This window comes from Nocardiopsis alba (assembly GCF_000710955.1).
In the GTDB taxonomy this organism is placed as follows: Bacteria; Actinomycetota; Actinomycetes; order Streptosporangiales; family Streptosporangiaceae; genus Nocardiopsis; species Nocardiopsis alba.
The window spans coordinates 307,665-331,035 of the sequence record NZ_BAZE01000004.1 but is presented as its reverse complement, the minus strand read 5'-3'; the positions used below and the strand labels follow the sequence as shown (position 1 = coordinate 331,035).

The window sequence follows — 23,371 nt, the reverse complement described above, 5'->3', positions numbered from 1 at the left end:
AGACCGTGGATCTGCCCACGTACACCAACATCTGGCGTATCGAGAAGAGGCTCTACAAGCTCTACGATTTCCGGCTGCCCATGCCGCTCCCGGTCGGCACCTTCGGTGTCGCGCTGGGGGTCTTCGCGCTCTGGGTGGTGCTGCTGAGCATCGTCAACGCCCCCTTCGAGTTCGGCAACGGCTGGCACCTGGTGCTGTGGGTCGTGCCACCGGGGGTGATCACCGTGCTGGCGACCCGGCCGGTGATCGAGGGCAAGCGCCTCACGGAGCTGCTCATCTCACAGGCGCGTTTCCTCACCGAGGCGCGCGTGTACACCAGGCTCGCCCCGGAGTACGAGCCCTCGGAGGTGCGTGTGGCGGTGCGTGTGTGGCACCGCGACCCCGCCGCCGGGCCGCTTCCCCTGCCCCGGGGCGCACGCCGCGACCAAGAGGCCGCCGAGACGGAGGAGATCGAGGTCTCCGAAGAGGCCTCCATCGAATCCACCGCCCCGAGCGAGGTCGAACGCGATCCGCGCGCCGTCGGGGAGGCGGCGCCGCCGCTGCGCGGGGTGGCCGCCCCCGAGCCCGCCGCGAGGGAGGTCGAGCCGCTCCCCGACCCCGGCGACCGGCTCACCGAACCGGAGAAGACGGTCGAGGCCCCCGACACGCGGGTTCCGGTCACCGCCGGAGCGCCGGCCAAGGAGGACACTGAGGGTACGCGGGAGACCACGGAGGGCCTCGGGGACACCCACGCCGCGATGGCCGCCGTAGAGGCCCGCGAAAGCGACGACGGCGCCCGTCCCGGGGTCGGCCGCCGCGTACTCAACTACTTCGGCTTCGCCCTGAACACCGGTGGCGGTGGTGACGGCGAGGCCCGGGAGAAACCCGAGGACGACGCTCGGGATCGTGTCGGTGGGGAGGGCTCGAACATCGAGGGAGATGTCTTCGACGAGCCCGTCCACGCCACCGAGGAGGACGAACGACGCGACCGCGACGAGTGGCTCGCCCGACTGCGCGCCTCCTCCGGTGAGACACCGATCGGTCTGTCCTCCAAGAGCGCCTACGCCGAATCCGACACCGGCGCCATGAGCACCGATGAACTCGCCTCGGCGGTCCGATCGGCCGCCGAGCGTTCCGAGGACCGGCGTCGCGCCGAAGAGATCATGGCCGCGCCCGAGCCGACCGAGAGCCGTTCGGAGTCGACCGCCGCCCGTCGTCTGCGCGGACGCGCCCAGGGCATCCGGGTCGCCAAGGACCTGGCCGACCGCCGGGAGCGCGAGACCGGTCCGGTCGACGTCACCGACGACACACGGGTGGCCGACACGGTCGAACGGGAACCGGTCCGCGAACGGGTCCGTCCCGCCGAACCCCCGATACGCGCGCGGGGTACGGCCCTGCCCGCCACCGAGGACACCGACCCCGTGGACGGGCCCGCCGGGCCGAAGGGGCGGCCGCACGCCGCCCCCTGGTCCCTCGACCCGGACGGCGCCGATCGGGAGGGCGCGTCGAGCGACTCCTCTTCCGAAGCGGGCGGCTACCCCGACCTGTCCGACTACGCCGCGCGCTACGCCGAGGCCACGGGCAGGCCCTCAGCGGCCCGCGACGTCTCCCCGGCTCCATGGCTTCCACCGGCGTCCACCACCCCGGAGCGGGAGGAGCCTACCCCCGCGGAAGCCGGACGGATCGGCCGGACCGCGGCCGGACCGCAGGCCTCGCACGCCACCGACGGCCTCGGCGAGGCCCGGACCGAGACCGCCGACAGGAGCGGAACGGGACGGGAACCGGAGGGTGAGGGGCGGACCGGACACGACTCCGAGTGGGACGAGCACATGTCCGTGCTCGATCGCCACCTGATCCAGGCCGACACCCCGGCGCCGCCCCGCCCCAAGTTCGCCGACGTCGTTCCCGCGCACGAGCGGGAGAACGAACCGACCGACGACGCGGAGTGGTTCGACGACGGCAAGCGCCGTCACCCCGACCAGCCGAAGGTCGGAGACCGCGACAACCCCGTCATCCCGGCGGAGGAACTGCGGGAGGAGAGCGGCGAGCGGGAGGCGTCCGCCGACGAGCCTCGGACGGAGGACCCCGAGGAGGAGACCAAGCCCGCGACCCAGCTGGATCACGGTACGGGTGAGCTGGTCAGCTTCGTGGAGGTGCGACGGGAGCCCGAGCCGAAACCCGAGCCCGCTCCGGAACCGGAGACGAGAGAGCGGGGGACCGAAGGGGAGAACGGTCGACCGGAGAGGACGGACGCCCCCGTCCCCGCCCCGAAGCCCGAACCGGCCCCCGAGGCCGTCGAGGCCGTCGCCACCGAGGCGCCCGAACCCGCCCCGGAGCCGGAGACGGTCCTGGAGAAGGACCCCGAACCCCGGACGGACGTGGAACCGCGGACCGCCCCTTCCACCGGGACACCGACGAAGGGGGGCGAGGAGACGGCCAAGCCCGCGACCCAGCTGGATCACGGTACGGGTGAGCTGGTCAGCTTCGTGGAGGTGCGACGGGAACCGGAACCCCGGGTCCGGGCCGGCGCGACCGGGACCGTGGACGCGGCCGACTCCACGGAGCGCAGCGCCGCGGTCGAGGGAACGAACCGGGAGCGCGTCGAACGACCCGCCCCCGAGAGGCCTCGGAAGGTCGAAGGTCTCCGTTCGAAGGAGAACGCGGCCGCCGCCCTCCGCCCGACCGAGGACGAACTGGCCGAGGCCGAGGAGGCCGCCCTGCGCGCCCGCCGTCGGGCCGACGGAGCCGCCGAGCCGGCCATCGCCTCCGAACCGGGGATCACGAAGGAGACCGTCGAGGAGGACGGCCGGCGCACGGAGCCCGACCCCTCGGACACCTCGGAGGACCGGGAGTCCTTCGGCCCGCACGATCCCCACGACGGGGTCTTCCACAAGGTCGCCCAGAACGCCCGCAGGATCGGCCGACTCTTCGGACAGACCGTGCCCGGAGAGGAGCCCGAGCCGCCCGCGCCCCGCACCGCACAGGAGACGAGGGAGGCGCGCGAGGAGACGGCCGATCGGGAGGAGTCCCCCTCCCAGGAGCTGGAGCTCGACCACGGCACCGGAGAACACGATGGCCTGGGGGACACCCCCGGAGGCGGCACCGCGCGCCGGGTCGACCCCGAACCGGCCGAACCCGCCGCCGAGGCCGCGGGCGACTCCGGGGCCACCCGGGGATGGCGCCGGTTGGCGAGGGTCGTCACCGGCGGCGCGGCGCCGATGCGCTCGGACCTGCCCGAGGGCGACATCGAACGGCTCCGCGCACCCCTCGACCGACCCCGGGCCCTGGTGGTCCTCGGATGCACCGGTGGCGCCGGACAGTCGGTGACCGCGCTGATGCTCGGCCACACCCTCGCGGCGCACCGCGACGACAGGGTGGTCGCGGTCGACGTCAACCCGGGCCCCAACGGACTGTCCCGGCGGGTCGGGGCCCAGGCTCCGGAGACGCTCACGGCCCTGCTGGCCAACGCCGACGGGATCGACGAGTACGAGCGGATGCGTTCCTACGCGGGGCGCGCCGTGACCGGGCTGGAGGTCGTCCAGACCCTCGACGATCCCTACGTCCAGACCCTGGACGACCGCGACTACGGTCAGCTCGCCGAACTGCTCGGCGGTTTCTACGGTCTGACGCTGCTGGACCCGGCCGCCACCGGTGTGGCGCGGGCCCTGCCGGTCGCGGACGGCCTGGTGCTGGTCGCGCCGGCCAGCGCCGACGCCGAGCGCGCCGTGTCCATGACCTTCGAGTGGTTGGACGGTAACGGATACTCCGCGCTCCGCGCCAACTCGGTGCTCGTGGTCAACGGGGTGAGCAAGCGCAGCCTGCGGGACGTCGACGCCGCCGAGCGGGTGGCCCGAGGCCGCTGCCGCGCGATCGTGCGCATTCCGTGGGACGACCACCTGGGGTCCTCGTACACGAAGATCGACGTGGGCGCGTTGCGCCCCGCGACCAAGAGGGCCCATGGGGCCCTGGGCGGGGTCCTGGTCAACTCGCTGATCTCGACGCCTCGGCACTGAGGTCGGTACACGGCCCGAGGGCCCGCCCCGGATCGGGGCGGGCCCTCGGTGGTTCTCGGAAGGGGCGTGTGGAGCTCTCACACGCCCCGAGGCGTTCGTGGCCGGCCCGTTCGAGGCGTCGAACCCGTGGTGTCCGTGCCGGGGCCGGGCGGCCGCTTCGGTACGCGCGGGACGTCTCTCCCACGTTCGCGCGTCCGGGGCCCTACGAGTGCCTGTGGCCGGATGCTAACGACCGGCCGGAGTGGTGTCGGAGGACGCGAGGAACCCGGGGCGAGCCGAGCTCGCGCTGAAGGGTTTGTCGCAGGCGTTCTCCACGCTGTTGTACACGATGAACACGTTGGATCGCGGGAAGGGCGTGATGTTGCCCCCGGATCCGTGCATGCAGTTGGAGTCGAAGACGGTCACGTCGCCGGCCGAACCGGTGAGGACGTCGATGCCGTGCCGTTCGGCCAGCAGGGCCAGCGACGCCTGGTCCGGGGTGCCCACGTGTTGGCTCTTGAGCGAGGACCGGTAGTGGTCCTCCGGAGTCTCGCCGACGCACGAGACGAACGTCTTGTGCGAGCCCGGCATGATCATCAGAGCGCCGTTGTGGGTGTAGTTGTCGGTCAGGGCCACCGAGAAGCTGACCGCGCGCATGCGCGGCATGCCGTCCTCGGCGTGCCAGGTCTCGAAGTCGGAGTGCCAGTAGAACGAGCCTCCGCCGAAACCGGGCTTGTAGTTCACCCGACTCTGGTGCACGTACACGTCGGATCCGAGGATCTGACGGGCACGGTCGACCAGTCGGGGATCGTTGACGAGGTCGGAGAAGACCTCGCTGATCTTGTGCACCTCGAAGACGGAACGGACCTCGTCGGAGGTGGGTTCCACGACGACCCGCTCGTCCTTGCGGAGCGCGCGGTCGTCACTGAGGCGTTTGAGTTCGGCCCGGTACCGCTCGACCTCCTGAGCGTCGACCATCGACGCGACCTGTGTGTAGCCGCGGCGACCATAGTCGCTCAGTTCCTCGGCGGTGAAGGGGCCCTTCGCGTCACCGCTCCAGACCGTGGGGTCCTGGCGGTAGAGCAGCGCGGGCTCCGGGGCCTTACGGGTCGGGTACTCGTCCGCGGTCGGAAGATCCATTTGCAGAGTCATGCCGTTCCCCTCGTTGAGGGTCGCTCCTCTCGAATCGGGTTCTTTCCTACGACAGGTGAACCTAACAAATCCGACGGGAGGGCATATTCGAGGCTCGATCGCCCGTTTGTTTACCGGAGGGGTCTCGGGGTATTACTGACATACTATATGGGCGGAAAACGTAAATCCAAGGACCGTTGTTCTCGGGTTTGCACGAGGTTGGTGAGGTCGCCCCAGGGCTTACCTGCGTCGAATCGCCCAGGGTGACGAATCCGCTGACCCGGGGTCATCATCCCAGGTCGTCCGGTTGTCACCGTCCGCCCTTCCCCCGAGACGTCCGACCCCCCGGTTTCTGTGTGACCTGTTTCACACGAATCTGGTGTGCTGCATGGTTCAAACCGACGAGCTCCCGTTTTGCGCTCCAGCCCCACCCGCTCCGTGTATTTCACGCGGAATTCTCCTGACGGGGTCTGGTGTCGAGGGCTCGATTACCGCACAGTAGGTGCGTCCACTTTTCCTCGACCCGCTCAAGAGGAGAGATAACGTGTCCACCCTCCCCCGTGCGCTCTCGCGCGGCATCGCCGCGGTCTCGGCCGCCGCGATGGCCGTGGTCATCGGATGGTCCGCCCCCGCCGCCGCCGACCACACCCTGCCCCCGAACATCCCCTCGGAGTCCGAGGCCAGGACCCAGCTGGACTCCCTCACCGTCGCCCCCAAGGGCCCCCAGGACGGTTACGACCGAAGCCTCTTCCCCCACTGGAACGTGGTGGAGAGCCCCTGCACCGCTCGACAGGTGGTGCTCCAGCGTGACGGCCACGACGTGGTCACCGACTCCAGGTGCCAGCCCACCTCCGGAAGCTGGTGGAGCGCCTTCGACGACGAGTGGGTCGAGGACGTTCCCGGCGACATCAGCGTCGACCACCTGGTCCCGTTGAGCGAGGCCTGGAAAACCGGGGCCGCCGACTGGTCCACCTCCGAACGCGCCGACTTCGCCAACGACGTGGAGTCCTCCCAGCTGTGGCTGGCCACCCCGTCCAGCAACGGCGCCAAGGGGGACAAGGACCCCTCGGAATGGATGCCGACCAACACCTCCGTCCACTGTGACTACGTGAAGTCCTGGATCGACGTGAAGCACCGCTACGACCTCACCATCACCTCCACGGAGAAATCCTCCCTGAACGGCACCCTCGACACCGCCTGCTGACGAGGGAGGGGACGGGTGGGCGCGCGTCCGGATGTCGCGTGCCCACCCGGACCCACCACGATCGGGTTTCCGGCGTGCCGTAACCCCGTTTGCTTCTGCGCCTCGGGCCGCATGCTCCACTATGGACTGGCACGCTCAGCCGCGACGCGACCAGAAGGGCAAGGCGACACGAGATGACCGGCACCAGGGGGACCCGTGGGGCGACCCGCCTCGCGGTCCGCTACTTCGACGACCGTGTGCTCTTCAGCGACACCGAGGCCTGGGCCTACTTCCGACTGCCCACCGTCTCCTACGAGTTCACCACGCCCGAGGAACGGCAGGCGCTCGCCACCAACATCACGATCGCCCTCGCCGCCATCCGGATGAACGACGCCGAGGTGCACCTGAGGGTCGCCCACCGCACCTATCCGGCCGCCCAGTGGGCCACCGAACTGGACGCCACCGCCGACTCCGGCCCCGGCTGGTACGACTACCTCGACGAGATGTACCGGCACGTATGGGCCAAGGACTTCTGGACCAAGGAGGTCTACCTCGGGGTGCGGCTGGGCATGCGCAACGCCGGTGGCGGCCTCGGTCTGTTCTCCCAGATCTTCGGCGCCTACCAGCGCACCGAACAGGTCCTCGGCATCAACGACGACGCGGTCGACGACAAGGAGCTCGCCCGCTGGACCGACCAGTCCGAACGTCTGGGCAGGGCCCTGGCCGCCAGCTCCCTGCACGCCCGCCACGCCACCTCCGATGAGATCGCCTGGCTCGTCCGACACTCCGTCACCGGCACCTCCGAGGAGATCCGCCCCTCGGCCGCCGGCCGCCGCACCTGGGGGCGGGGAGAGATCGAGGCGCTCGTCGACGGTGTGGTCCACAACGGGCGTTCCATGCTCAGACTCGAACAACCCTCCGGCTCCACCCACGTCTCCTTCCTCTCCTTCGCCCGATTCCCCGACCTGATGCCCTTCCCCGACGGGGAACCGTGGCTGCACCACGCCGACGCGCTGCCCTTCCCGGTCGAGCTCTCCCTGCGCATGAAGCTCATCCCGCCCGCGAAGGCCTCCAAGGACGTGGGGCGCAAACTCGCGCACGCGCGGGACATGGACGCCCACATCCGCGAGGCCGGAGTGGAGGCGCCCATCGCCCTCGCCGAGCAGATCGACGCCGCCCGCATGCTGGAACACGGCATCACCAAGGAACGCCTGCCGTTCGTCTACGGCTGGCACCGGCTCATGGTCTCCGCGCCCACCGAACGCCTCCTCGTCCAGCAGGTCGAGGCGGTCATGGAGCACTACCGCGACATCGGCATCGACGTCATCAACTCGACCGGCGACCAGCTCTCCCTGTTCAACGAGTCGCTGCCCGGCGACAAGATCCGGCTCAACGCCTACGCGCAACGTCAGCCGCTGCGCACCATCGCGGGCGGCATGCCCACCGCCACCGTCGAGGTCGGCGACCGCACCGACCGGCAGGGCGGTGGCTGGGTGGGCCCCTACGTCGGTGAGACCGTCGGACGGGCGCGCTCCATCGTCCACTTCGACCCCATGGTGGCCGCCGCGCGCAACCGCCCCACCGCCATCGCCATCACCGGTGAGCCCGGCGGCGGCAAGACGACCCTGGCGCTGCTGATGATCTATCAGCTCGCCCTGCGCGGGGTCACCGTCGCCGCCATCGACCCCAAGGGCGACGCCGAGTCCCTCGTCGAACTGCTCAAGCACCGGGGCCGCAAGGCGCGCGTGATGTCGCTGGGCTCGGCCCAGCCCGGACTACTGGACCCCTTCGCGTTCGGCGACGACCTGGCGGCCAAGAAGACCATGGCCACCGAGACCCTGCGTCTGCTCCTGCCCCGCATGAGCGAGGAGCGCGAGTCCGCGATGATCCAGGCCGTGGCCACCGTCGCCAACCAACCCCGGCCCTCCCTGGCCAAGGTCGTCGACCACCTCACCGCCTCCGACGACGCCGCCTCGCGCAACCTCGGCGCGGTGCTCGGATCGATGGCGGAGATGCGTCTGGCCTCCCTGTGCTTCGACCCCCAGGGCGAGGCACGCATCGATACCGAGGGATGGACCACCGTCTTCACCCTCGGCGGGCTCACCCTGCCCGATTCCGGGGTCGACCGCGACGACTACTCCTACGAACAGCGCCTGTCCGTGGCCCTGCTCTACCTGGTCTCCCAGTTCGCCCGCCGCCTCATGAACGGTCTGGACCGTCGCCTGCCCAAGGCGATCTTCCTCGATGAGGCCTGGGCGGTCACCTCCACGCCCGAGGGGGCCAAGCTCGTCCCCGAGGTCTCCCGCATGGGCCGTTCCCGCAACACCGCGCTCATCCTCGTCTCCCAGAACGCGGGTGACATGCTCAACGAGCAGGTCACCAACTGTCTGTCCTCGGTGTTCGCCTTCCGCTCCAGCGAGGCGCACGAGGTGGGCAGCGTGATGGACCTGCTCGGCGTGGAACCGAACGAGGACCACATGGCGGTCCTGCGCAACCTCGGCAACGGCGAATGCCTCTTCCGGGACCTGGACGGCCGCACCGGCAGGATCGGCGTCGACCTGGTCTCCGAATCTCTGCTGCGCTGGCTGGACACCAACCCCACCCGGGAGCGGCCCGCCGAGATGGTGTCCACTAACGGCCGTGGGGAGTAGCGCGCGCAGCTGATGGGGATCTAGAGGGGTACCGACCTTCGTGTCCCGAACGCGCCTCGGCGTTCGGGACACCGTCCGACAGACCCCCACCACTCACAAGGGATCCCCATGAGTGAGGACGTCATCCGGCCGCGTACCGTCGTCGACCCAGCCCTGCCCGAGGACGTCCGCGAGGACCTGCTCCGGGCGGCGGCCATCGCACCGCACCGCTTCCACCGCGGGACCACAGCCGAGGACGACGACCCCGCCCGAACGGGGGAGGTCCACGACCGGCTTCGACGTCTGCGCGAGGCATGGGAGCGCATGTCCTGGCTGGTGGGCATCCTGACCACCGTCCTGGTCGTGGCCGGGGGCCGCCCGGGGATCGTGCTCCTTCTGGCCGCGTACGCCCTCACCCCGATCCTTCACCCCGATCTGACACGCGGGGCCCGATGGATCTGTGGCCTGGCCGGTCTCGGGGCCTTGGCGATCACGCCCCTGTGGCTGTTCGGGTCGGTGGACCCGGAGCTCCTGGTCGCGGCCCCCGCGGCGCTCCTCGCGCTCCTGGTCGGGACGGTCTCCGTGGACGTCCTCGTCGGCGAGGAGGGGAGACGGGGCACGATCGACCTTCGAGGCCGGGTCCTGTTCCCCGAGGACATCGACCCGGTCGACCACGACGCGCTGGTCGAGGTCCAGCGGACCCTCGACCTCGTGGCCGATGCCCGGGCGGAGTTCGGCGGAGAGGACCCCCTGGACACCGCCCGCGGCCTGGTGGTCCTGCGCGACCAGGAATGGCGGATCGCCTCCCTCCTCGCCCGTCGGAGAGAGCTGCGCCGCGACCACCTTCTGCGATGGCAACGGGCCACCTCGGAGCGGGTCAGAGAGGCGTTGCGCCCTCAACGCGAGCATCTGGACGCCATCGAGGGCCATATCCGGGCCCGGGTCGCGCGGATCGTCGCCTATGGGCGGCTGGTGGAGGAGGCGGTCGCCGCTCATCTGGAGTGGGAACAGTGCGAGGAGGCCGTGGGGGCGCTCACCGAATACGCGGAGCTGCGGGCGGAGGCGTCGCTGCTCCGGGCCGAATCGTCGGAGGTCGTCGAGCTGTCGGACACGGCCGAAGCGGCCAGACGGATCCGTGACGAGAGCGTGGCCCGGGTTCACGCCGCGGCCACGGGGCTCGACCGGGTCGAGCCCGCCGTGGTGTGACCTTTCCTCCGGGCTCGGGCGGCGTCGATGGTCTCCCACGGGCGGGAGCGGAGGGCGCGGGCGGGCGGTCGAGGACTTCGTCCTAGCGCGGCCTCCGCGAGAAGAAGAGGAGCCCGCAGGCGGCCAGGGCGTGCGCCGTCAAGAGCGCGTGCGCCACCAGGGGCCAGACGCCCTCCCCGGTGAACACGCCCCATCCCAGAGCCGCGCCGCTCAGGAGCAGAGCGAGCAGCCCCACCGGGAACGCGGCCCGGTGGCGAACGGCCGGCCCGATCGCGGCACCGGCCGACGACAGTCCGGCCGAGGCCGCGAGCACGGCACCGGCCCATCCGGTTCCGGCACCGAGCGAGGGACCCAGGACGGCGAGGACCGAGAACGCCACGGCGTTGATCCCCCACATCACCGTGACGGCGAGCGAGGAGGCTGATCTCTCCCCCTTCGACCGACCCTCGGAAGGGGAGACGCTGTAACCGACACCGTCGAGGAACCCCCGGGCGGCCTCCGTCGGCATACTCACGACCTTCGACGCGGGCCCTTCGACAGGAACACCACCGGGAGAGGCCCTCGGAGGGGAGGGGCGAGGTACGGGGGTCCCCGGCGGGGGAGTGGGACGACGGGGTGCGGGGCCGGGGGCTCCGGAAGACCGCCCGCTTCCACCGGGGACGGGCGTACCTCGGCCGGGTGTCACCGCCCCGGTGGGCGGAGGGGCGGGACGTGGCGGGGACGTAGGTCCCCCGCCCGCGGGGACCCCGCCCGGGGGAGTGCCGGAGACGGGACGGCGCGGCGCGGGGACCCCCTCCACCGGGACGCCTCGAGGCGGCGTGCCAGGAAGCGGGACGTGCCGTGTCGGAACCCCGCCCGCCGGAGGGCGCGGCACCGGAACCCCGCGCGGCCCCGGGCCCCGGGCCGTCACGCCCCCGTAGGGCGCACCACCCGGCGGCGCGCCCCTACGGATCGGCACGTTCTCCAGGGTCTCCGGACGTACGCGATCCAACAGCTCCAGAGCGGCCGACGGGGTGGGCCGGGCCGCCGCGTCCCGGGTCAACAGAGCCTCGATCAGCGTCCGCAGGGCCGCGCTCCGAGGGGAGCCCGCCGCCTCGTTCCGGGACAGACGAGGCGGTACCGGTGACGTCAACACCGCGCTGATCATGCCCGTGATGCTGTCCCGTTTGAACGGGGAACGCCCCTCCAACAGCGAGTACAGCGTCACGCCCAGGCTCCACAGGTCCGAGGCAGGCAGGGCCCGTTCCCCCTCGAACCGCTCCGGGGCCATGTACTCGGGCGAACCGATGTACACCCCCGTCCGCGTGAGCGCGGCGCTCCCGTCGACGTTGGCGATGCCGAAGTCGGTCAGCACCGTCCGCTCGTCCTCGGTGAGCATGATGTTGGCGGGTTTGACGTCACGGTGCGTCACGCCCGCCGCGTGGGCGGCGTGCAGACCGCCCAACAACGCCCGCGCCGCCTTCTCGACCCGTTCCACCCGCATCGTCCCGTGGGCGTCGATGTGCTGTTGAGACGAGGAACCGCTGAGCAGCTCCATCACGATCCACGGGCTCGACTCGTGCTCGAGCACGTCGTGGACGGTGACCACCGCGGTATGGCTGATCCGGGCGGTCGCCCGGGCCTCGCGCATGGTGCGGGCGTGCGCCTCGATCCGGTCCTCCTCGCTCATGCCGTCGGGGAGCAGGACCTCCTTGACCGCGACGTCCCGTTGGAGGGCGGGGTCCCAGGCACGCCACACCGTGCCCATTCCGCCTACGCCCAGCCGTTCACGAAGCTCGTAGCGGCCGACCGTCGTGTGTTCGGGCGGGGGCATCCGAACGGCCTCCCTTCTGGCGGTGCGGGCCGGCGCGCGGGACTGCCTTCGCGGGAGTGAACGCGCACCACCACGCGCGGGAGAGGGGACCGCCGTTTCGTGGATCGGTCGGAACCGGAACACCACTGTAAACCGGGGGAGGTCGCCCTGCCTCGGGGCTTTACCGCAGGTGACCGATAGTGGTCAGACCTCCGTGCCGGTGTTTCGGGCGCTTGGAGACGGCGTTCACGAGCTCGTGGAACGCCGGTGCCCTCAGGGTGCCGGAGAGGTCGCCGAGCGGGTCGGAACCGTCCGGGGTCACCGCGCCGTACGTGCCTGGAGGGCGAGCTCGTGCACCGCCTCGGTGTCCCCCGGGTCGAGGAGACGCAGGTGCCCGACCAGCTCCAGCAGCTCCTCTCCGGTCACGTCGAAACGGGCCGTCCCCTGAAGAAGGCCGTGCCGGCCGTCGACGCCCGGATACAGGGCCACGACGCGGCCGGTCTCGGGGAGCTCGACGAACAGGGAGTCGCCTTCCGGAACGAAGCCGGGGAGAACGTCGAAGGCGGCCCGGGCCCCGTGCCCGGAGAGCCCCGGAACCTCGACCGACCTCTCCTCGACGAACCCGTCCTCGACCGTCTCGAAGGGCATGGTGTGGACCTCTACGACCTCCCGATCGTCGTTCATGTAGGCGATACGGAGTTCCTCCGGATCGTCGTGGGAACGCACATGCCACGGCCTCCAGCCGGGGTCGTCCAGGACGACGAGTGGGCGGGTGTGAGCACCGAGCTCCGCCGCGTCCTCGGCCACCTGTTCGGCGGTGCTCCGCTCGGCGATCCCGGCGGTGACGGCCCCGGTGATCAGAAAGGTCGCCGCCAGCGCCGCCGAGGTTCGAAGGATCACCCGGCGGTCGGTACGCCGTACGTCCTCGTCGGTGACGGGGCCGGCCCCGGAGGGGAGCCCATCACGGGAACGTCGACGGCGCTCGAACAGGAACAGGGCCGCGCACAGCACGGCCAGGTGCAGGTAGGCGCCGATGATCCACGGGACGCCGTCCGCCTCCGGGCCGATGGCGCCCGGGAACGCCCCCGCGCCGAAGAGGAACGTCGACAAGGGGAGCTGGATCGCGGGCAGCGCCATCGCCAGGTACAGCAGGCAGACGAGGGTCCAGGGCCGTGGCAGGCCCGCCCGCCGCAGGAACCGGTGGAGCGGGAAGGCGAAACCCACCAGACCGACGCCGGCCAGAACGGTGAAGACCGCGGTCGAGGCGTGGGAGTCGACCTGGAAGACGAACACCCCGACGAAGAGGGAGACGAGGAACAGGGGGAACGAGGCGACCACGACGATCGGTGGGAGAAGGAACGCCAGGATCGCCGTCGCCGTGAACGGAGAGGTATCGAGGAACGAGACGGAGCGGCTCTTCGTGGCGGGACCGGGGGATCGGGGGGACGACGGGGACATGCTCGCGGACACCTCCGAGGGAGAGACGTGGGATCGGTGCTCTCCGTCCGATGACGGCACGGAAGGCTCCGGTTCTCTCGGGCCGCGAGGGCCGGGAGATCAGCCGGAACGCGTGGGCTGCGCGTCCAAGAGGACCCGGGCGCTCTCCCGGGCGTGGAGGGCGGACTCGGGCGTACCGTGGATCGCCGCCAGCATCGTCGCCCCGGCGACCAGGTTGTGCAGTTGACGGGCCAGAGAATCCGGGTCGGGGGACGTGGTCTCCGCCGCCAGCGTGTACAGGTGGTCTCGAACGGCGTTCATATGGTCGCGTACGGCCCGGGCGACCGGCTCGGAGTCACGGCCCAGCTCCCCGAAGGCGTTGCTGAAGGGACAGCCTCGGAAGTCGGGCATGGAGTACCAACCGTGCAGCCAGTCGAAGACCGCCAGGACACGTTCCTCGGGGACGGCGTACCGGTCGGTGTGGGCGCGTAAGGCCTCGCGGGCCCGGACGTCCCGTCTGCGCAGGTAGGCCTCGACCAGTTCGGCCTTGGACGGGAAGACCCTGTAGAGCCGTTTGAGCGGAACCCGGGCGGCGTCCCGTATACGGTCCATGCCCACCGCCTGGATCCCATGGTCGTAGAACAGGGTGTCGGCGGCGTCCAGCACCTGAGCGCGGTCGTCCGTGACGGTGTCCATATCCGGCATCTTCTCGCCCATCCAGGAGAATGTCCGTTCTTCATCGTAGTCCTCGGCGACCGGGCGGCCGGGTGGCCGGGTTCGCGATCCGCCCTCCGACTGTCCGAGAGGTGCAGAGGGAGCCGAAGTGGGCGGCGGAGACCGTGGCGGGTCTCGCGTACTCCACTTGAAAAGCTCCGTGCCCGCGGCATAGTCTCGCGGTGTGAGAACGGACGTTCTCATGTGTACTCAGGGACGGTCCACCGGTTCGGAGGGGGAACGTGAACGGACGCGCGTCGTCCGGTTCCTCCAGGACGGCCGGGCCGGGTGGCCGTCCCGGGGCGCATGGAGACGTCGGCGGACATCCGGACGAGGGCGCGAGGAACCGTACGGGGGCCTTCGCGCCCTCGCCACCGGGTGAGCGGTTCGACCGCGTCTCCCTCACCTCCACCACCCCCTGACGGCCTCCCAGGGCCTTCCCACGACACCTCACGCGATGACGGGCATCCGAACACCACAGCCGGGGTTCGGGCGTCCGGATATCGTGGTGCGTCGAATCGGCCGGTGGGAAAGGTGGCGTATGTCCGTGGCGGTGGATCCGGAGTCGAACGACCTGATCGAGGTGTTCAAGGCCCTCGGCAACCCGGCGCGTCTGCGGATCATGCGATGGCTGAAGGACCCGGAGGAGCACTTCGGCGAGTACGAACCGATCGCGGATCGCCTGTCGGTGGGAGTGTGCGTCACGCACATCCAGGAGAAGTCGGGGCTGGCCCAGTCGACCGTCTCCAGCTACATGAGCACCTTGGAGCGGGCCGGCCTCGTCCACCCCACCCGGGTGGGCAAGTGGACGCACTACCGGCGTGACGATGAGCGGCTGGCCCAGGTGGCGCGGGCCATCGGAACCGATATCTGATTGACGCATCGCAATATGTCGATATGATCCGATCATGTCGACCTTCAGCGACGTCCCCACGGCCCTCATCGTCCACGCGCACCCCGAGCCGCACTCCTTCAGTACCGCCCAGATGACCACCGCGGCGCGCACCCTGAAGGACGCGGGCCACCACGTCGACGTGCTCGACCTCTACGCCGAAGGATGGGCTCCGGTCCTCCACCGTGAACAGTTCGAGTCCACCGAGGACCGTTTCAAACCGCAGGCCGAACAGATGCGCGCGGTCCGGGAGGGCGCCCTCGACCGCGAGGTCGAAGCCCACCTCCAACGCCTGCTCGCCGCCGACCTGCTCGTCCTGTCGTTCCCGATGTGGTGGTTCTCGATGCCCGCCGTCCTCAAGGGCTGGGTGGACCGGGACTTCGTGATGGGCGGGGTCTTCGGCGGCGAACACGGGTTCTTCGAAGACGCCGCCCTCGCCGGAAGGCGCGCGATGCTGCTGCTCACGACCGGAGGCTCCGCCGAGGCCTTCGAACCGGGCGGTGCCTTCGGCCCGATGGACGACTTCCTGTTCCACATCCATCGCGGCATGCTCGAGTTCGTCGGCTACGAGGTCCTCGATCCGGTGGTCACCCACAAGCCGACCCGGATGACCGACGAGGAGCGTCGCGTCGCCCTGAAGAGGGTCGCAACGGCGGTCGCCGAGGCCGCGACGGCCCCGATCCGTCCCTGAGTCGAAGGGGTCGGCGCCCTCGCCTCCCCGGGGTGTTCTGGGCGGGGGCGTGAGCGGAGCGGCCCCTCGGGGCTCGAGGGGTCATGGCTCCCCCTGGTGCGAAAGCCTCCTTCGCCTACGGGGCGGCGTGTTTCGGGCGGGCGGCAATCTGGGCTGCGGCCGTCTCGGAAGCCGTGAAAGGAACCGGGTTCCAGTCCGATTGGTGGCCTTGTGTCCACTTTTCACTACGAAAGGTGGTGTGACGCCCCTCATAGTCCCCGTCTGGTCAGCAAATTGTGGCCTCGCGGTTTTTGGGAGTTCCGGATGTCCTTTCAAGGTCTCTACCTGGGGAAACATCATGAAAGGTCGCATTCGTACCTGTGCGTCTGTCCCCCGTGAGGGTACGAATCGGAAATCTCATCGAGTTGAACCCATCCACGAGCCCGGTGATGGAGCACCATAGAGGATGGGGTAAAGACATGCGGGGGCCTTGTGGCCGTGCGGTCGTGCGCCTGGAGGCGTGCCGGCGTGTGCGGCGTGAGGCCTCGTGGTCTGCCATCACCCCGGACGAACACACGACGCAGGAGCTCAGCAGATGACGCATCAGCACGTCCACCGGCGGGGATGGCGACGCCTCCTGATGACGTTCCTGATGCTGAGCGGCTTCATCCTGCTGCCGCTGAGCGGGGCCACCGCCAACCCTCTGTGCCCGGGGCAGCCGGCGCCCCTCCCCGAATCCGCGGGAAGCGGCTCCGACGGGCTCCTGGTGCCTCCCCAGTCCCAGTCCGCCATCGAGGGCTCACCCGACGGGCTTCCCCCCGACGCCAGCATGTACGGCCAGTACGGCACGGCCGGCACCCAATGGCACATGATCACCGAATCCTGTGTGGACGGGATGGCCAACGGTGCCCAGGCGACGATCGCCAACTCCGCCTGGGACCTGTCCAAGACCATCAACCAGTCCACCATCACCGTCTACCAGGCCGCCACCTCCGACGGGTTGCTGGCCAGCTTCACCGAGACGGTCGAGAACGTCGTGGTCGCCCTCCGAGAAGGCGTCTGGCGGCCACTGATCCCCACCATCGTCATCCTGGGCGCCATCTGGCTCGGCTGGTACGGGCTCATCCGCAAGCGGATGACGCTCACCATCGAGTCCAGCGTGTGGATGGTCGCGGCCACCGCGCTGGGCATGTGGATCCTCATCAACCCCGCCCAGGTCATGGGGCTGGGCAGCACCCTCGTGAACTCGGGGACCCAGCTGGTGACCAGCGCGGTCGGACAGGTCCCCTACGGAGGAGGGTCGGGGGTCTGCCCGGCCGGGGCCGAACCACCCGAACGCGCGGACTGGGAGTCGGAGGCCGACTTCCAGGTGCGTCGCAACGCGGACATGATGTGGTCGAGCCTGGTCTGCCAACCGTGGGTCGCGGGGCAGTTCGGTAATGGGGAGCTCGCGGAGAATGCTGCGATGCACCATGCGGAAGATCTGATCGCTGCTCAGGGAATCAGCAGAATAGAGCAGCAGCAGATCGCCGATGGTGAGCTCGATGCGGGAACTCTTATTTCGGATAAGCAAGCAGAATATGAGGAGATCGCCTCAAGTGTGGAGACCTCGTATCCGAGTGTCTACCCTCTTTTCTCAGGAGAGGACTCGGGAAGTCGGATCGGGGTGGCGACGCTCGCTCTCTTCGCGTCCATTTTCGCTGGCGGTCTGATCCTGGCGGGTTCGGTCGCCCTCATCGTCTTGAAGATCGGCTTCATGCTGCTCTTCATGCTCTCCCCGATCTTCCTGCTCATCGGGATCCACCCGGGCTATGGGCGCATGGTCCTGCTGCGTTGGGTGGAACTGATGGTGGGCTTCCTGCTCAAACAGATCTTCGTGGTGCTGCTGATCGCCCTGTTGGTCATGAGCTACGGCATCGTCATGTCGACACCGATCGGGTGGGGGCTGCAGATGATCCTGCTGGCCCTGTTCACCCTGGCGCTCTTCATCTACCGCAAGACCTTCGCCTACCTCTTCTCCTCGGTCAACGCGAACAGCTTCACCTCGCGGATCGTCAGTGACGCCGCCCAGAGCCAGGCCCTGGGTAAGAGCGCGGCGGTCCTTCCTCCGGTCGCCTACCTCAAGGCGCAGAACTGGGGCCGTCGTCGCGGTGGGATGATCGCCGGAGCGGCCGCCGGTGTGCCGGCGAACGGAACCACCCCGACCGGAGGGGCGACCACGCCCGAGGAGTCCCAGGGCGAGGTCGGCGAGCCGGTTCGGGCACGAGGCACCGGCGGATCCGGGGGGTACGGCCGGGTCCGCGACAACGAGACGGCGCCCCCGCTCAACGTCAACCGTCGCGGTGCCACGACGACCTCCACCGCCTCCGGAGGGCGCCCCAACGGGACCTCCCGCACCACGGACCAGGCGCCCAGCCTCTCGGGCGGCGCAGGGGGCGGCTCGAACGGAGCCATCCCGCCTCGCCCCGCGGGTGGTTACACGGGTACCGGGGACAGCGGCTGGGCCTCGGTCTTCGGGACCACCGGACGGAGCACGGGTTCCACCCGGAACGAGAGCGGAGGCTCCTCCAACGGCGGTTTCGGCGGTGCCGCCGGTAACTCTCGGGCGGCCGGCGCCGATCGCCCCGAGCCCAGTACCGGACGCGGCATCTTCGGTGGCCGTGAGAACACCCCGCCTCGTGGCAACATCGGTGGTCAGGGTTCTCGCTGGGGCTCCCCGAGGGAGCGGCGGGAGCGCCCCGCCCCGCAGCGCCAGACCCGCCCGACGGCCCCTCCGCCCGGCGGTCGAGGGGACCGTGAGGGAGGCTGGCTGAGCGGTTCGGACAAGCGCCGGGACAACGCCCCCATCACCCCGTTCTGGGGCGAGGGTGGAAACTCGACCCGAGACCGTAAACGCGACGTCCCGTTCTGGTTGAACGACGACTGAGCGACCGAGTAGACGACGAGGCGACCGAGACCGTCATGCCCAACCCTCTCCCCGAACGCACACAACGAATGGTCGTGATCGGGCTGATCGCGGCCCTGGCCGGGTTCGGGATCTACGTCAGCCTCGGCGGCTTCGGTGGAGACGAGGACGACGCCGCGGCCCCTCCTCGAGAGACGGCCCCTCTCGAGGAGACGACCGGGGCGCCCTCCGGCCCTCGGGGACTGGCCACGGTCCCTCCCGAGCCGATCACCACCACCGAGGCCGAGGACATGGACGTCCTCTCCTGGTTCCCGTTCAGCGAAGCGGAGTTCCAGGCCGCCGGGGCGACCGCGCAGGCCTTCACCGAGGCCTACGGGACCATCGACTACTCCCGGCCTCCAGAGGACTACTACTCCTCGATGGAGGAGCTGGCCACGAAGGAGTACGCCGAGGTTCTGTCCGACTCCGAGAGGGCCGGGGCCTTCTGGGAGGAGATGAGCGGTAAGGAGGCGGTCGCCCAGGGCCTGGCCGAGGTCGAGGAGGTCCGGACCTTCGGTGCAGGGTCGATCACCTTCGTGGTCACGGCCCAGTCCATCACCGAGACCGGAGACGCCGAGTTCGACGAGGACCTGGGCGAGTTCGCCGTCACCGTGATCAAGGACGGCGGCTCCTGGGCGGTCTTCGACTTCCAGCCCGCCGACGTCGGACAGTTCGGGGAGGAGTGACACCTTGATCTGGCAGCGGACACCCCCCGCCGCGGAGACGAGCGGTTCCTGGACCGGCCGGATCGGCTGCCTACTGGCCGTGGCCATGGCGTTCGTCGTTCTTGTAGCGCTGATCTTCATCCCGGTCATCGGAGACCAGGCCGGTCGACTCGGCGCTCTGATGTCGAGCGGGGTGGTCTGTTCCCCCAACGCCGACGCCGAGCAACCGGGGACGAGCGAGTACGCCATGGACTCTATCCCGGAGAACTACCTGGAGCTCTACCGGGAGGCGGGGGAGGACCGAGGGATCCCCTGGAACATCCTGGCGGGGATCGGCCAGGTCGAATCGCACCACGGGCGTTGGGACGGCCCCGGTATCACCGAGGGCCACAACGACTGGGGTGCGGCGGGGCCTATGCAGTTCGGCTCGCTGGACGGATCCGCCGCGGGGAACAGCTGGGGCGGTGAGCCGATCCAGGACGTGGAGGACCGCCCCGATCAAGGATACGGCGTGGACGGCAACGGGGACGGGATCGTCAACGTGTACGATCCCGCGGACGCCATTCCGGCGGCGGCCGACTATCTGATCTCCCATGGGATCGAGGACGATGTTCGTCAGGCGATCTTCGGATACAACCGTGCCTGGTGGTACGTGGACGACGTCCTGGAATGGGCCGAACGGTATTCGGACGGCGACTTCGACACCACGGACTCCATCAGAACGGCGGTCGTCTGCCAATTGGACGAAGAGGGCGCGCCCATCGGCCGAGCCCCCGACGAATTGACGCAGGCCGTGGTCGACTGGGCCCTCGACCAGCGAGGAAAGCCGTATATCTGGGGCGGGACCGGGCCGGACGGTTATGACTGTTCGGGACTGACCATGAAGGCCTACGAGAGCATCGGGGTGACGGTTCCCCGGGTCTCCCAGGATCAATGGTCCTTCGGGCCGGAGATTCCGATGGGCGAGGAACAACCGGGCGACCTGGTCTTCTTCGACGTGACCCGCGCCGGAGAGCCTCCGGGGCCGGGCCATATGGGGATGGTCGTCGGAGATGGATTGATGGTCGAGGCCTGGTGCACCAACTGCGGTCCCATCGCGGTGCGCGAGTACGATGACCCGAACCGGGCGGCCATCGTCGGTTTCACCCGACCGCTCGAACATCCCGAAGTGAAGGCCCAGCTGGAAGCGCAGGCGTGACCGTGTCGGAGACGACGACCAGAGAAGAGACGAAGCGCGAGAAGCCGGCGAAGAGAGGGCTGCACGGCTGGAAGGCCGCCCTCGCGGTCTTCGGCTGCGGAACCCTCGCGGCCTTCGGGGTCTTCGGTGTGATCGTGGGACTTCTCAGCACCCTGGTCTCGACGGTTTCCTCGGGTGTTCAAGGGAATTCTTCCACGCCCCCTCCAGTCGCTATGACCGGTGCCCCTCAGGAGTCGATCGAACCAGGGGACCTGGACCTTTGTTCACGCAACCTTCCCGCAGCGGCCCAGGTATCCCTTTTTCCTGTAGAGGGTGGGGAAGATAACTACGAAGATCGAGTTGTCGATGGAGACAGGAGGGTGAGTGATAGCTGCGTTTGGGAGTTGAGATCTGAATACGACGCAACCGAGCCCTGGAGACTCGACTACTCCTATGATGCGGTGATCTCTTCTGGAGATTCGAATCGGGTCGACGTTGCGAGTTCGGATTACGATCGTGCTGTCGAGTCGCTTGATTCTGATTTTATTGGTGTTGAGGGGCAGGGGGATTCTAGATTTGCTGACCGGTCCTATTTTGTCCATGGAGAGATTTCTCCTGGTGTCACCGGGTATGTTCTATTGTTGCAGACCAGGAGTGCTGTCTATGAGATTAGAATAGAAGGTTCCGGGGAAATTCCAGAGCTCCCAATGGAGAAGGAAGCCGAAAAACTGGTCAGGGTTTCCGAGGTTGAATTCGGTATCTGGATACCCGGCGCGGACGAATGACGGGAGGAAGTGACGGCCTTCGGCTAGGCGACGCCTGCCATGAAGTGGTGCCTGCACAGGGTCGTGTACGACTCGTTGCCCCCGATGTGCACCTGCTCGCCCTCGTACACCATCACCCCGTCCACCACACGTGCGTTGTGGGTGGCGCGATTGCCGCACCAGCAGCGGGCGTAGACCGGTAGGACCTCTATCCTGTCGGCGAGTTCCACCAGGCGTTTGGAGCCGGGGAACAGTTGCCCCTGGAAGTCGGTCAGAATCCCGTAGCAGTAGACGTCGATGCCCATGCCGTCGACGACGCCCGCCAACTGGCCCACCTGTTTGTACGAGAGGAACTGGGCCTCGTCGCAGATGACGTAGGGGGCCTTGCGTTCGGCCACGTCGTCGTACAGGTCGAGTGCGTCGCCGACCTCGACCGCGGGGGACTTGAGCCCCAGGCGGGAGGAGATGATCCCCGAGCCCGCGCGGTCCTGTTTCGTGTACAGCACGCCTTCGCCGCCGCGGGAGTGGTGTTCCTGTAGGGCCATCGTGCTCTTGCCCGAGTTCATCGATCCGGTGAAGTACTTCAGCTCCGCCATGTCTCTTCCTCGGTCGCGGGCGCTGGTCAGGGGGCCACTCGGGAAGCCGCCGAGGCCAGCAGTGAACATATCAGCGGCGAGGGCCTCGTACCGCATCGGCTCCGGTACGCCTTCGGTGAAGGGGTGAGGCCAGGGCCTCGTCTTCCTCAGGCGTCGCGGAGGTCGAGGTTCGGACTTGGTGAGGGCGGTGAATGGTGCCGGGCCGAAATCCCGTGCTCGATGGAGGCCGCTCGGGGTTCGGGGCGCTGTTCACCCTCTTGTGGTCATCGGGTGTCCGGGCGGGCGTACCTTCGTCTGGTGGCGTCACCAGCCGGCATGAGGGGTTCTCCCCGTCCGCCGGAGGAGAGGCGCGTCGCGAAGGGGGAGAGGCGCTTCTGTGTGATAACAGGCGCTTCGATATATTTGTACGCTCCTTGTCCTTATTCAAGGTGCCTATGTCGAGGGGAATGTGACGTTGAGGCGTGATCAGATCACTCAAATAGTGGAGAGCCGCTGGTTCTCCAATGTCATGTTCATGGTGATTCTGGTCAATGCCGTGATATTGGGCTGGTCTACCTACGGAGGTTCCGCCCTTCCGTATCTCCTCGGGATCGAGCGGATCACGATCGGTCTGTTCGTGGTCGAGATGGCGCTCAAGCTCTACGCCTGGCGGGGCAGGTTCTGGAAGGACTACTGGAACTGGTTCGACTTCATCGTGGTCGTGATCTCGCTGGTCCCGGCGACGGGGCCGTTCTCGGTACTGCGGATCCTCCGGGTTCTGCGGGTCTTCCGCATGATCACCGCCGTGCCTCAGATGCGGCAGATCATCGGCGCGCTGTTCAAGGCCGTGCCCGGCATGAGCACGGTGATCGGCCTGCTGCTGATCTTCATCTACGCCTCGGCGATCCTCGCCCACCAACTGTTCGCCGAGACGGTCCCGGAGTACTTCGGCAACCTCGGGACCACGCTGTACACGATGTTCCAGCTCATCACCACGGAGGACTGGCCGGACGTTTCGGATGCGGTCCTGGAGCAGCACCCCTACGCGTGGATCTTCTTCGTCCTCTACATCGTGCTCACCGCGTTCGTTCTGCTGAACCTGGTGATCGGTGTGATCGTCACGTCGATGGAGCAGGAGTTCAACGCCGGTCGCTGGGAGGAGGACCAGGAGCTGGAGCTGATCCAGCACAAGGAGGTCCTGAAGCGGATCGCCGAGCTCGGCTCCCAGGTCGAGCGGCTCGAAGGGCTGTTGAGGCAGGAACGGACGGGCGGCTCCGAGGAGCTCGCGACCACGTCCGTCCAGGGAGGCTCCGGCCCAGATGAGCCGAACGGTCCCGATCGTCCGGATACCCCGGCGGAGACATAGGCCTCGGAAGGCGGAGGAGTAGGCCCGCCGAAGGCGAGTAGAAAGACTCCGGCGGGCCGTCCCCACCCTCGGTAAGGATTATGTAGGAGCGGTGACGGCTCCCGCGAGGGATTCGGAGATCATTTCGAGGTTTTTCTTCGCTCCGCTTGCACGCACGGGGGCGAATGGGATAATTCATCGTCCCCTTGCTGTGGATGAGTCCCGTATTCGAGTGATATCGGATCGAAGAGAAAGAGACCCCAAGGCGCCTTCGG

The 23,371-nt window shown here is 68.8% G+C and carries 16 protein-coding genes; 11 read left to right on the top strand and 5 right to left on the bottom strand.

Translation table 11 applies throughout. The annotated features are described in order from the left end of the window. Nucleotides 1-5 precede the first annotated feature (5 nt). Complete coding sequence (locus TR33_RS10205) at nt 6-3,992, top strand: conjugal transfer protein (protein WP_042282867.1); 3,987 nt, start codon at nt 6-8, stop codon at nt 3,990-3,992. Nucleotides 3,993-4,217: 225 nt separating this feature from the next. Here TR33_RS10205 and thpD read toward each other — a convergent pair whose 3' ends face one another. After that, entirely contained in the window at nt 4,218-5,123 is a 906-nt protein-coding gene (gene thpD, locus TR33_RS10200) for an ectoine hydroxylase (RefSeq protein WP_234305816.1), read from the bottom strand. A 523-nt stretch (nt 5,124-5,646) separates the two neighbouring features. Here thpD and TR33_RS10195 point away from each other — a divergent pair. The 3 genes from TR33_RS10195 to TR33_RS10185 all read left to right on the top strand — a co-directional run bounded on the left by TR33_RS10195 (nt 5,647) and on the right by TR33_RS10185 (nt 10,121). Continuing rightward, nucleotides 5,647-6,306, top strand: a complete 660-nt coding sequence (locus TR33_RS10195) for an HNH endonuclease family protein (protein ID WP_014912833.1) — start codon at nt 5,647-5,649, stop codon at nt 6,304-6,306. A gap of 173 nt (nt 6,307-6,479) precedes the next feature. After that, nucleotides 6,480-8,936: an ATP-binding protein gene (locus TR33_RS10190; RefSeq protein ID WP_014909395.1), complete on the top strand. Its 2,457-nt coding sequence runs from the start codon at nt 6,480-6,482 to the stop codon at nt 8,934-8,936. A gap of 108 nt (nt 8,937-9,044) precedes the next feature. Further along, nucleotides 9,045-10,121 (top strand): hypothetical protein, encoded by a 1,077-nt coding sequence (locus tag TR33_RS10185; RefSeq protein ID WP_042282865.1) that lies wholly within the window; start codon nt 9,045-9,047, stop codon nt 10,119-10,121. Between the two features lie 82 nt (nt 10,122-10,203). On the opposite strand, the gene TR33_RS27410 is transcribed toward TR33_RS10185, so the two are convergent. The 3 genes from TR33_RS27410 to TR33_RS10170 form a co-directional block, all read right to left on the bottom strand. Continuing rightward, on the bottom strand, nt 10,204-11,934 hold the full coding sequence (locus TR33_RS27410; RefSeq protein WP_052358146.1) for a serine/threonine-protein kinase: 1,731 nt from the start codon (nt 11,932-11,934) through the stop codon (nt 10,204-10,206). A gap of 297 nt (nt 11,935-12,231) precedes the next feature. Beyond that, a complete protein-coding gene (locus TR33_RS10175) occupies nt 12,232-13,371 on the bottom strand; it encodes a hypothetical protein (protein ID WP_042282863.1) in 1,140 nt (379 codons plus the stop codon). 99 nt (nt 13,372-13,470) lie between these two features. Next, entirely contained in the window at nt 13,471-14,046 is a 576-nt protein-coding gene (locus TR33_RS10170; RefSeq protein ID WP_234305815.1) for a TetR/AcrR family transcriptional regulator, read from the bottom strand. 559 nt (nt 14,047-14,605) lie between these two features. Between TR33_RS10170 and TR33_RS10165 the strand changes: the two genes are divergently transcribed. The 6 genes from TR33_RS10165 (at nt 14,606) to TR33_RS26580 (ending at nt 21,197) form a co-directional block, all read left to right on the top strand. Beyond that, nucleotides 14,606-14,938 (top strand): ArsR/SmtB family transcription factor, encoded by a 333-nt coding sequence (locus TR33_RS10165; protein WP_017535804.1) that lies wholly within the window; start codon nt 14,606-14,608, stop codon nt 14,936-14,938. A gap of 34 nt (nt 14,939-14,972) precedes the next feature. Then, nucleotides 14,973-15,647 carry an NAD(P)H-dependent oxidoreductase gene (locus tag TR33_RS10160; RefSeq protein WP_042282859.1) on the top strand — a complete coding sequence of 225 codons (675 nt, stop codon included), beginning with the start codon at nt 14,973-14,975 and terminating at the stop codon, nt 15,645-15,647. Between the two features lie 574 nt (nt 15,648-16,221). Continuing rightward, nucleotides 16,222-18,552 (top strand): TrbL/VirB6 family protein, encoded by a 2,331-nt coding sequence (locus TR33_RS26365; protein WP_042282858.1) that lies wholly within the window; start codon nt 16,222-16,224, stop codon nt 18,550-18,552. Between the two features lie 35 nt (nt 18,553-18,587). Further along, entirely contained in the window at nt 18,588-19,256 is a 669-nt protein-coding gene (locus tag TR33_RS10150; protein WP_199806123.1) for a hypothetical protein, read from the top strand. Nucleotides 19,257-19,260: 4 nt separating this feature from the next. After that, nucleotides 19,261-20,433 (top strand): C40 family peptidase, encoded by a 1,173-nt coding sequence (locus TR33_RS10145; protein ID WP_017535801.1) that lies wholly within the window; start codon nt 19,261-19,263, stop codon nt 20,431-20,433. A gap of 2 nt (nt 20,434-20,435) precedes the next feature. Continuing rightward, nucleotides 20,436-21,197 (top strand): hypothetical protein, encoded by a 762-nt coding sequence (locus tag TR33_RS26580; protein ID WP_234305814.1) that lies wholly within the window; start codon nt 20,436-20,438, stop codon nt 21,195-21,197. Between the two features lie 23 nt (nt 21,198-21,220). Here TR33_RS26580 and TR33_RS10140 read toward each other — a convergent pair whose 3' ends face one another. Continuing rightward, nucleotides 21,221-21,772: a thymidine kinase gene (locus tag TR33_RS10140; RefSeq protein ID WP_014910724.1), complete on the bottom strand. Its 552-nt coding sequence runs from the start codon at nt 21,770-21,772 to the stop codon at nt 21,221-21,223. Between the two features lie 481 nt (nt 21,773-22,253). Between TR33_RS10140 and TR33_RS10135 the strand changes: the two genes are divergently transcribed. Further along, entirely contained in the window at nt 22,254-23,117 is an 864-nt protein-coding gene (locus TR33_RS10135) for an ion transporter (protein WP_042282854.1), read from the top strand. Nucleotides 23,118-23,371: the final 254 nt, after the last annotated feature.

Excerpts from the sequence above, each read along its gene's own strand:
- TR33_RS10165 (WP_017535804.1), top strand. The coding sequence starts at position 14,606 with ATGTCCGTGGCGGTGGATCCGGAGTCGAACGACCTGATCGAGGTGTTC.
- TR33_RS10190 (WP_014909395.1), top strand. The coding sequence starts at position 6,480 with ATGACCGGCACCAGGGGGACCCGTGGGGCGACCCGCCTCGCGGTCCGC.
- thpD (WP_234305816.1), bottom strand. The coding sequence starts at position 5,123 with ATGACTCTGCAAATGGATCTTCCGACCGCGGACGAGTACCCGACCCGT.
- TR33_RS26365 (WP_042282858.1), top strand. The coding sequence starts at position 16,222 with ATGACGCATCAGCACGTCCACCGGCGGGGATGGCGACGCCTCCTGATG.
- TR33_RS10160 (WP_042282859.1), top strand. The coding sequence starts at position 14,973 with ATGTCGACCTTCAGCGACGTCCCCACGGCCCTCATCGTCCACGCGCAC.
- TR33_RS10170 (WP_234305815.1), bottom strand. The coding sequence starts at position 14,046 with ATGGACACCGTCACGGACGACCGCGCTCAGGTGCTGGACGCCGCCGAC.
- TR33_RS10185 (WP_042282865.1), top strand. The coding sequence starts at position 9,045 with ATGAGTGAGGACGTCATCCGGCCGCGTACCGTCGTCGACCCAGCCCTG.
- TR33_RS27410 (WP_052358146.1), bottom strand. The coding sequence starts at position 11,934 with ATGCCCCCGCCCGAACACACGACGGTCGGCCGCTACGAGCTTCGTGAA.
- TR33_RS10150 (WP_199806123.1), top strand. The coding sequence starts at position 18,588 with ATGCCCAACCCTCTCCCCGAACGCACACAACGAATGGTCGTGATCGGG.
- TR33_RS10140 (WP_014910724.1), bottom strand. The coding sequence starts at position 21,772 with ATGGCGGAGCTGAAGTACTTCACCGGATCGATGAACTCGGGCAAGAGC.
- TR33_RS10175 (WP_042282863.1), bottom strand. The coding sequence starts at position 13,371 with ATGTCCCCGTCGTCCCCCCGATCCCCCGGTCCCGCCACGAAGAGCCGC.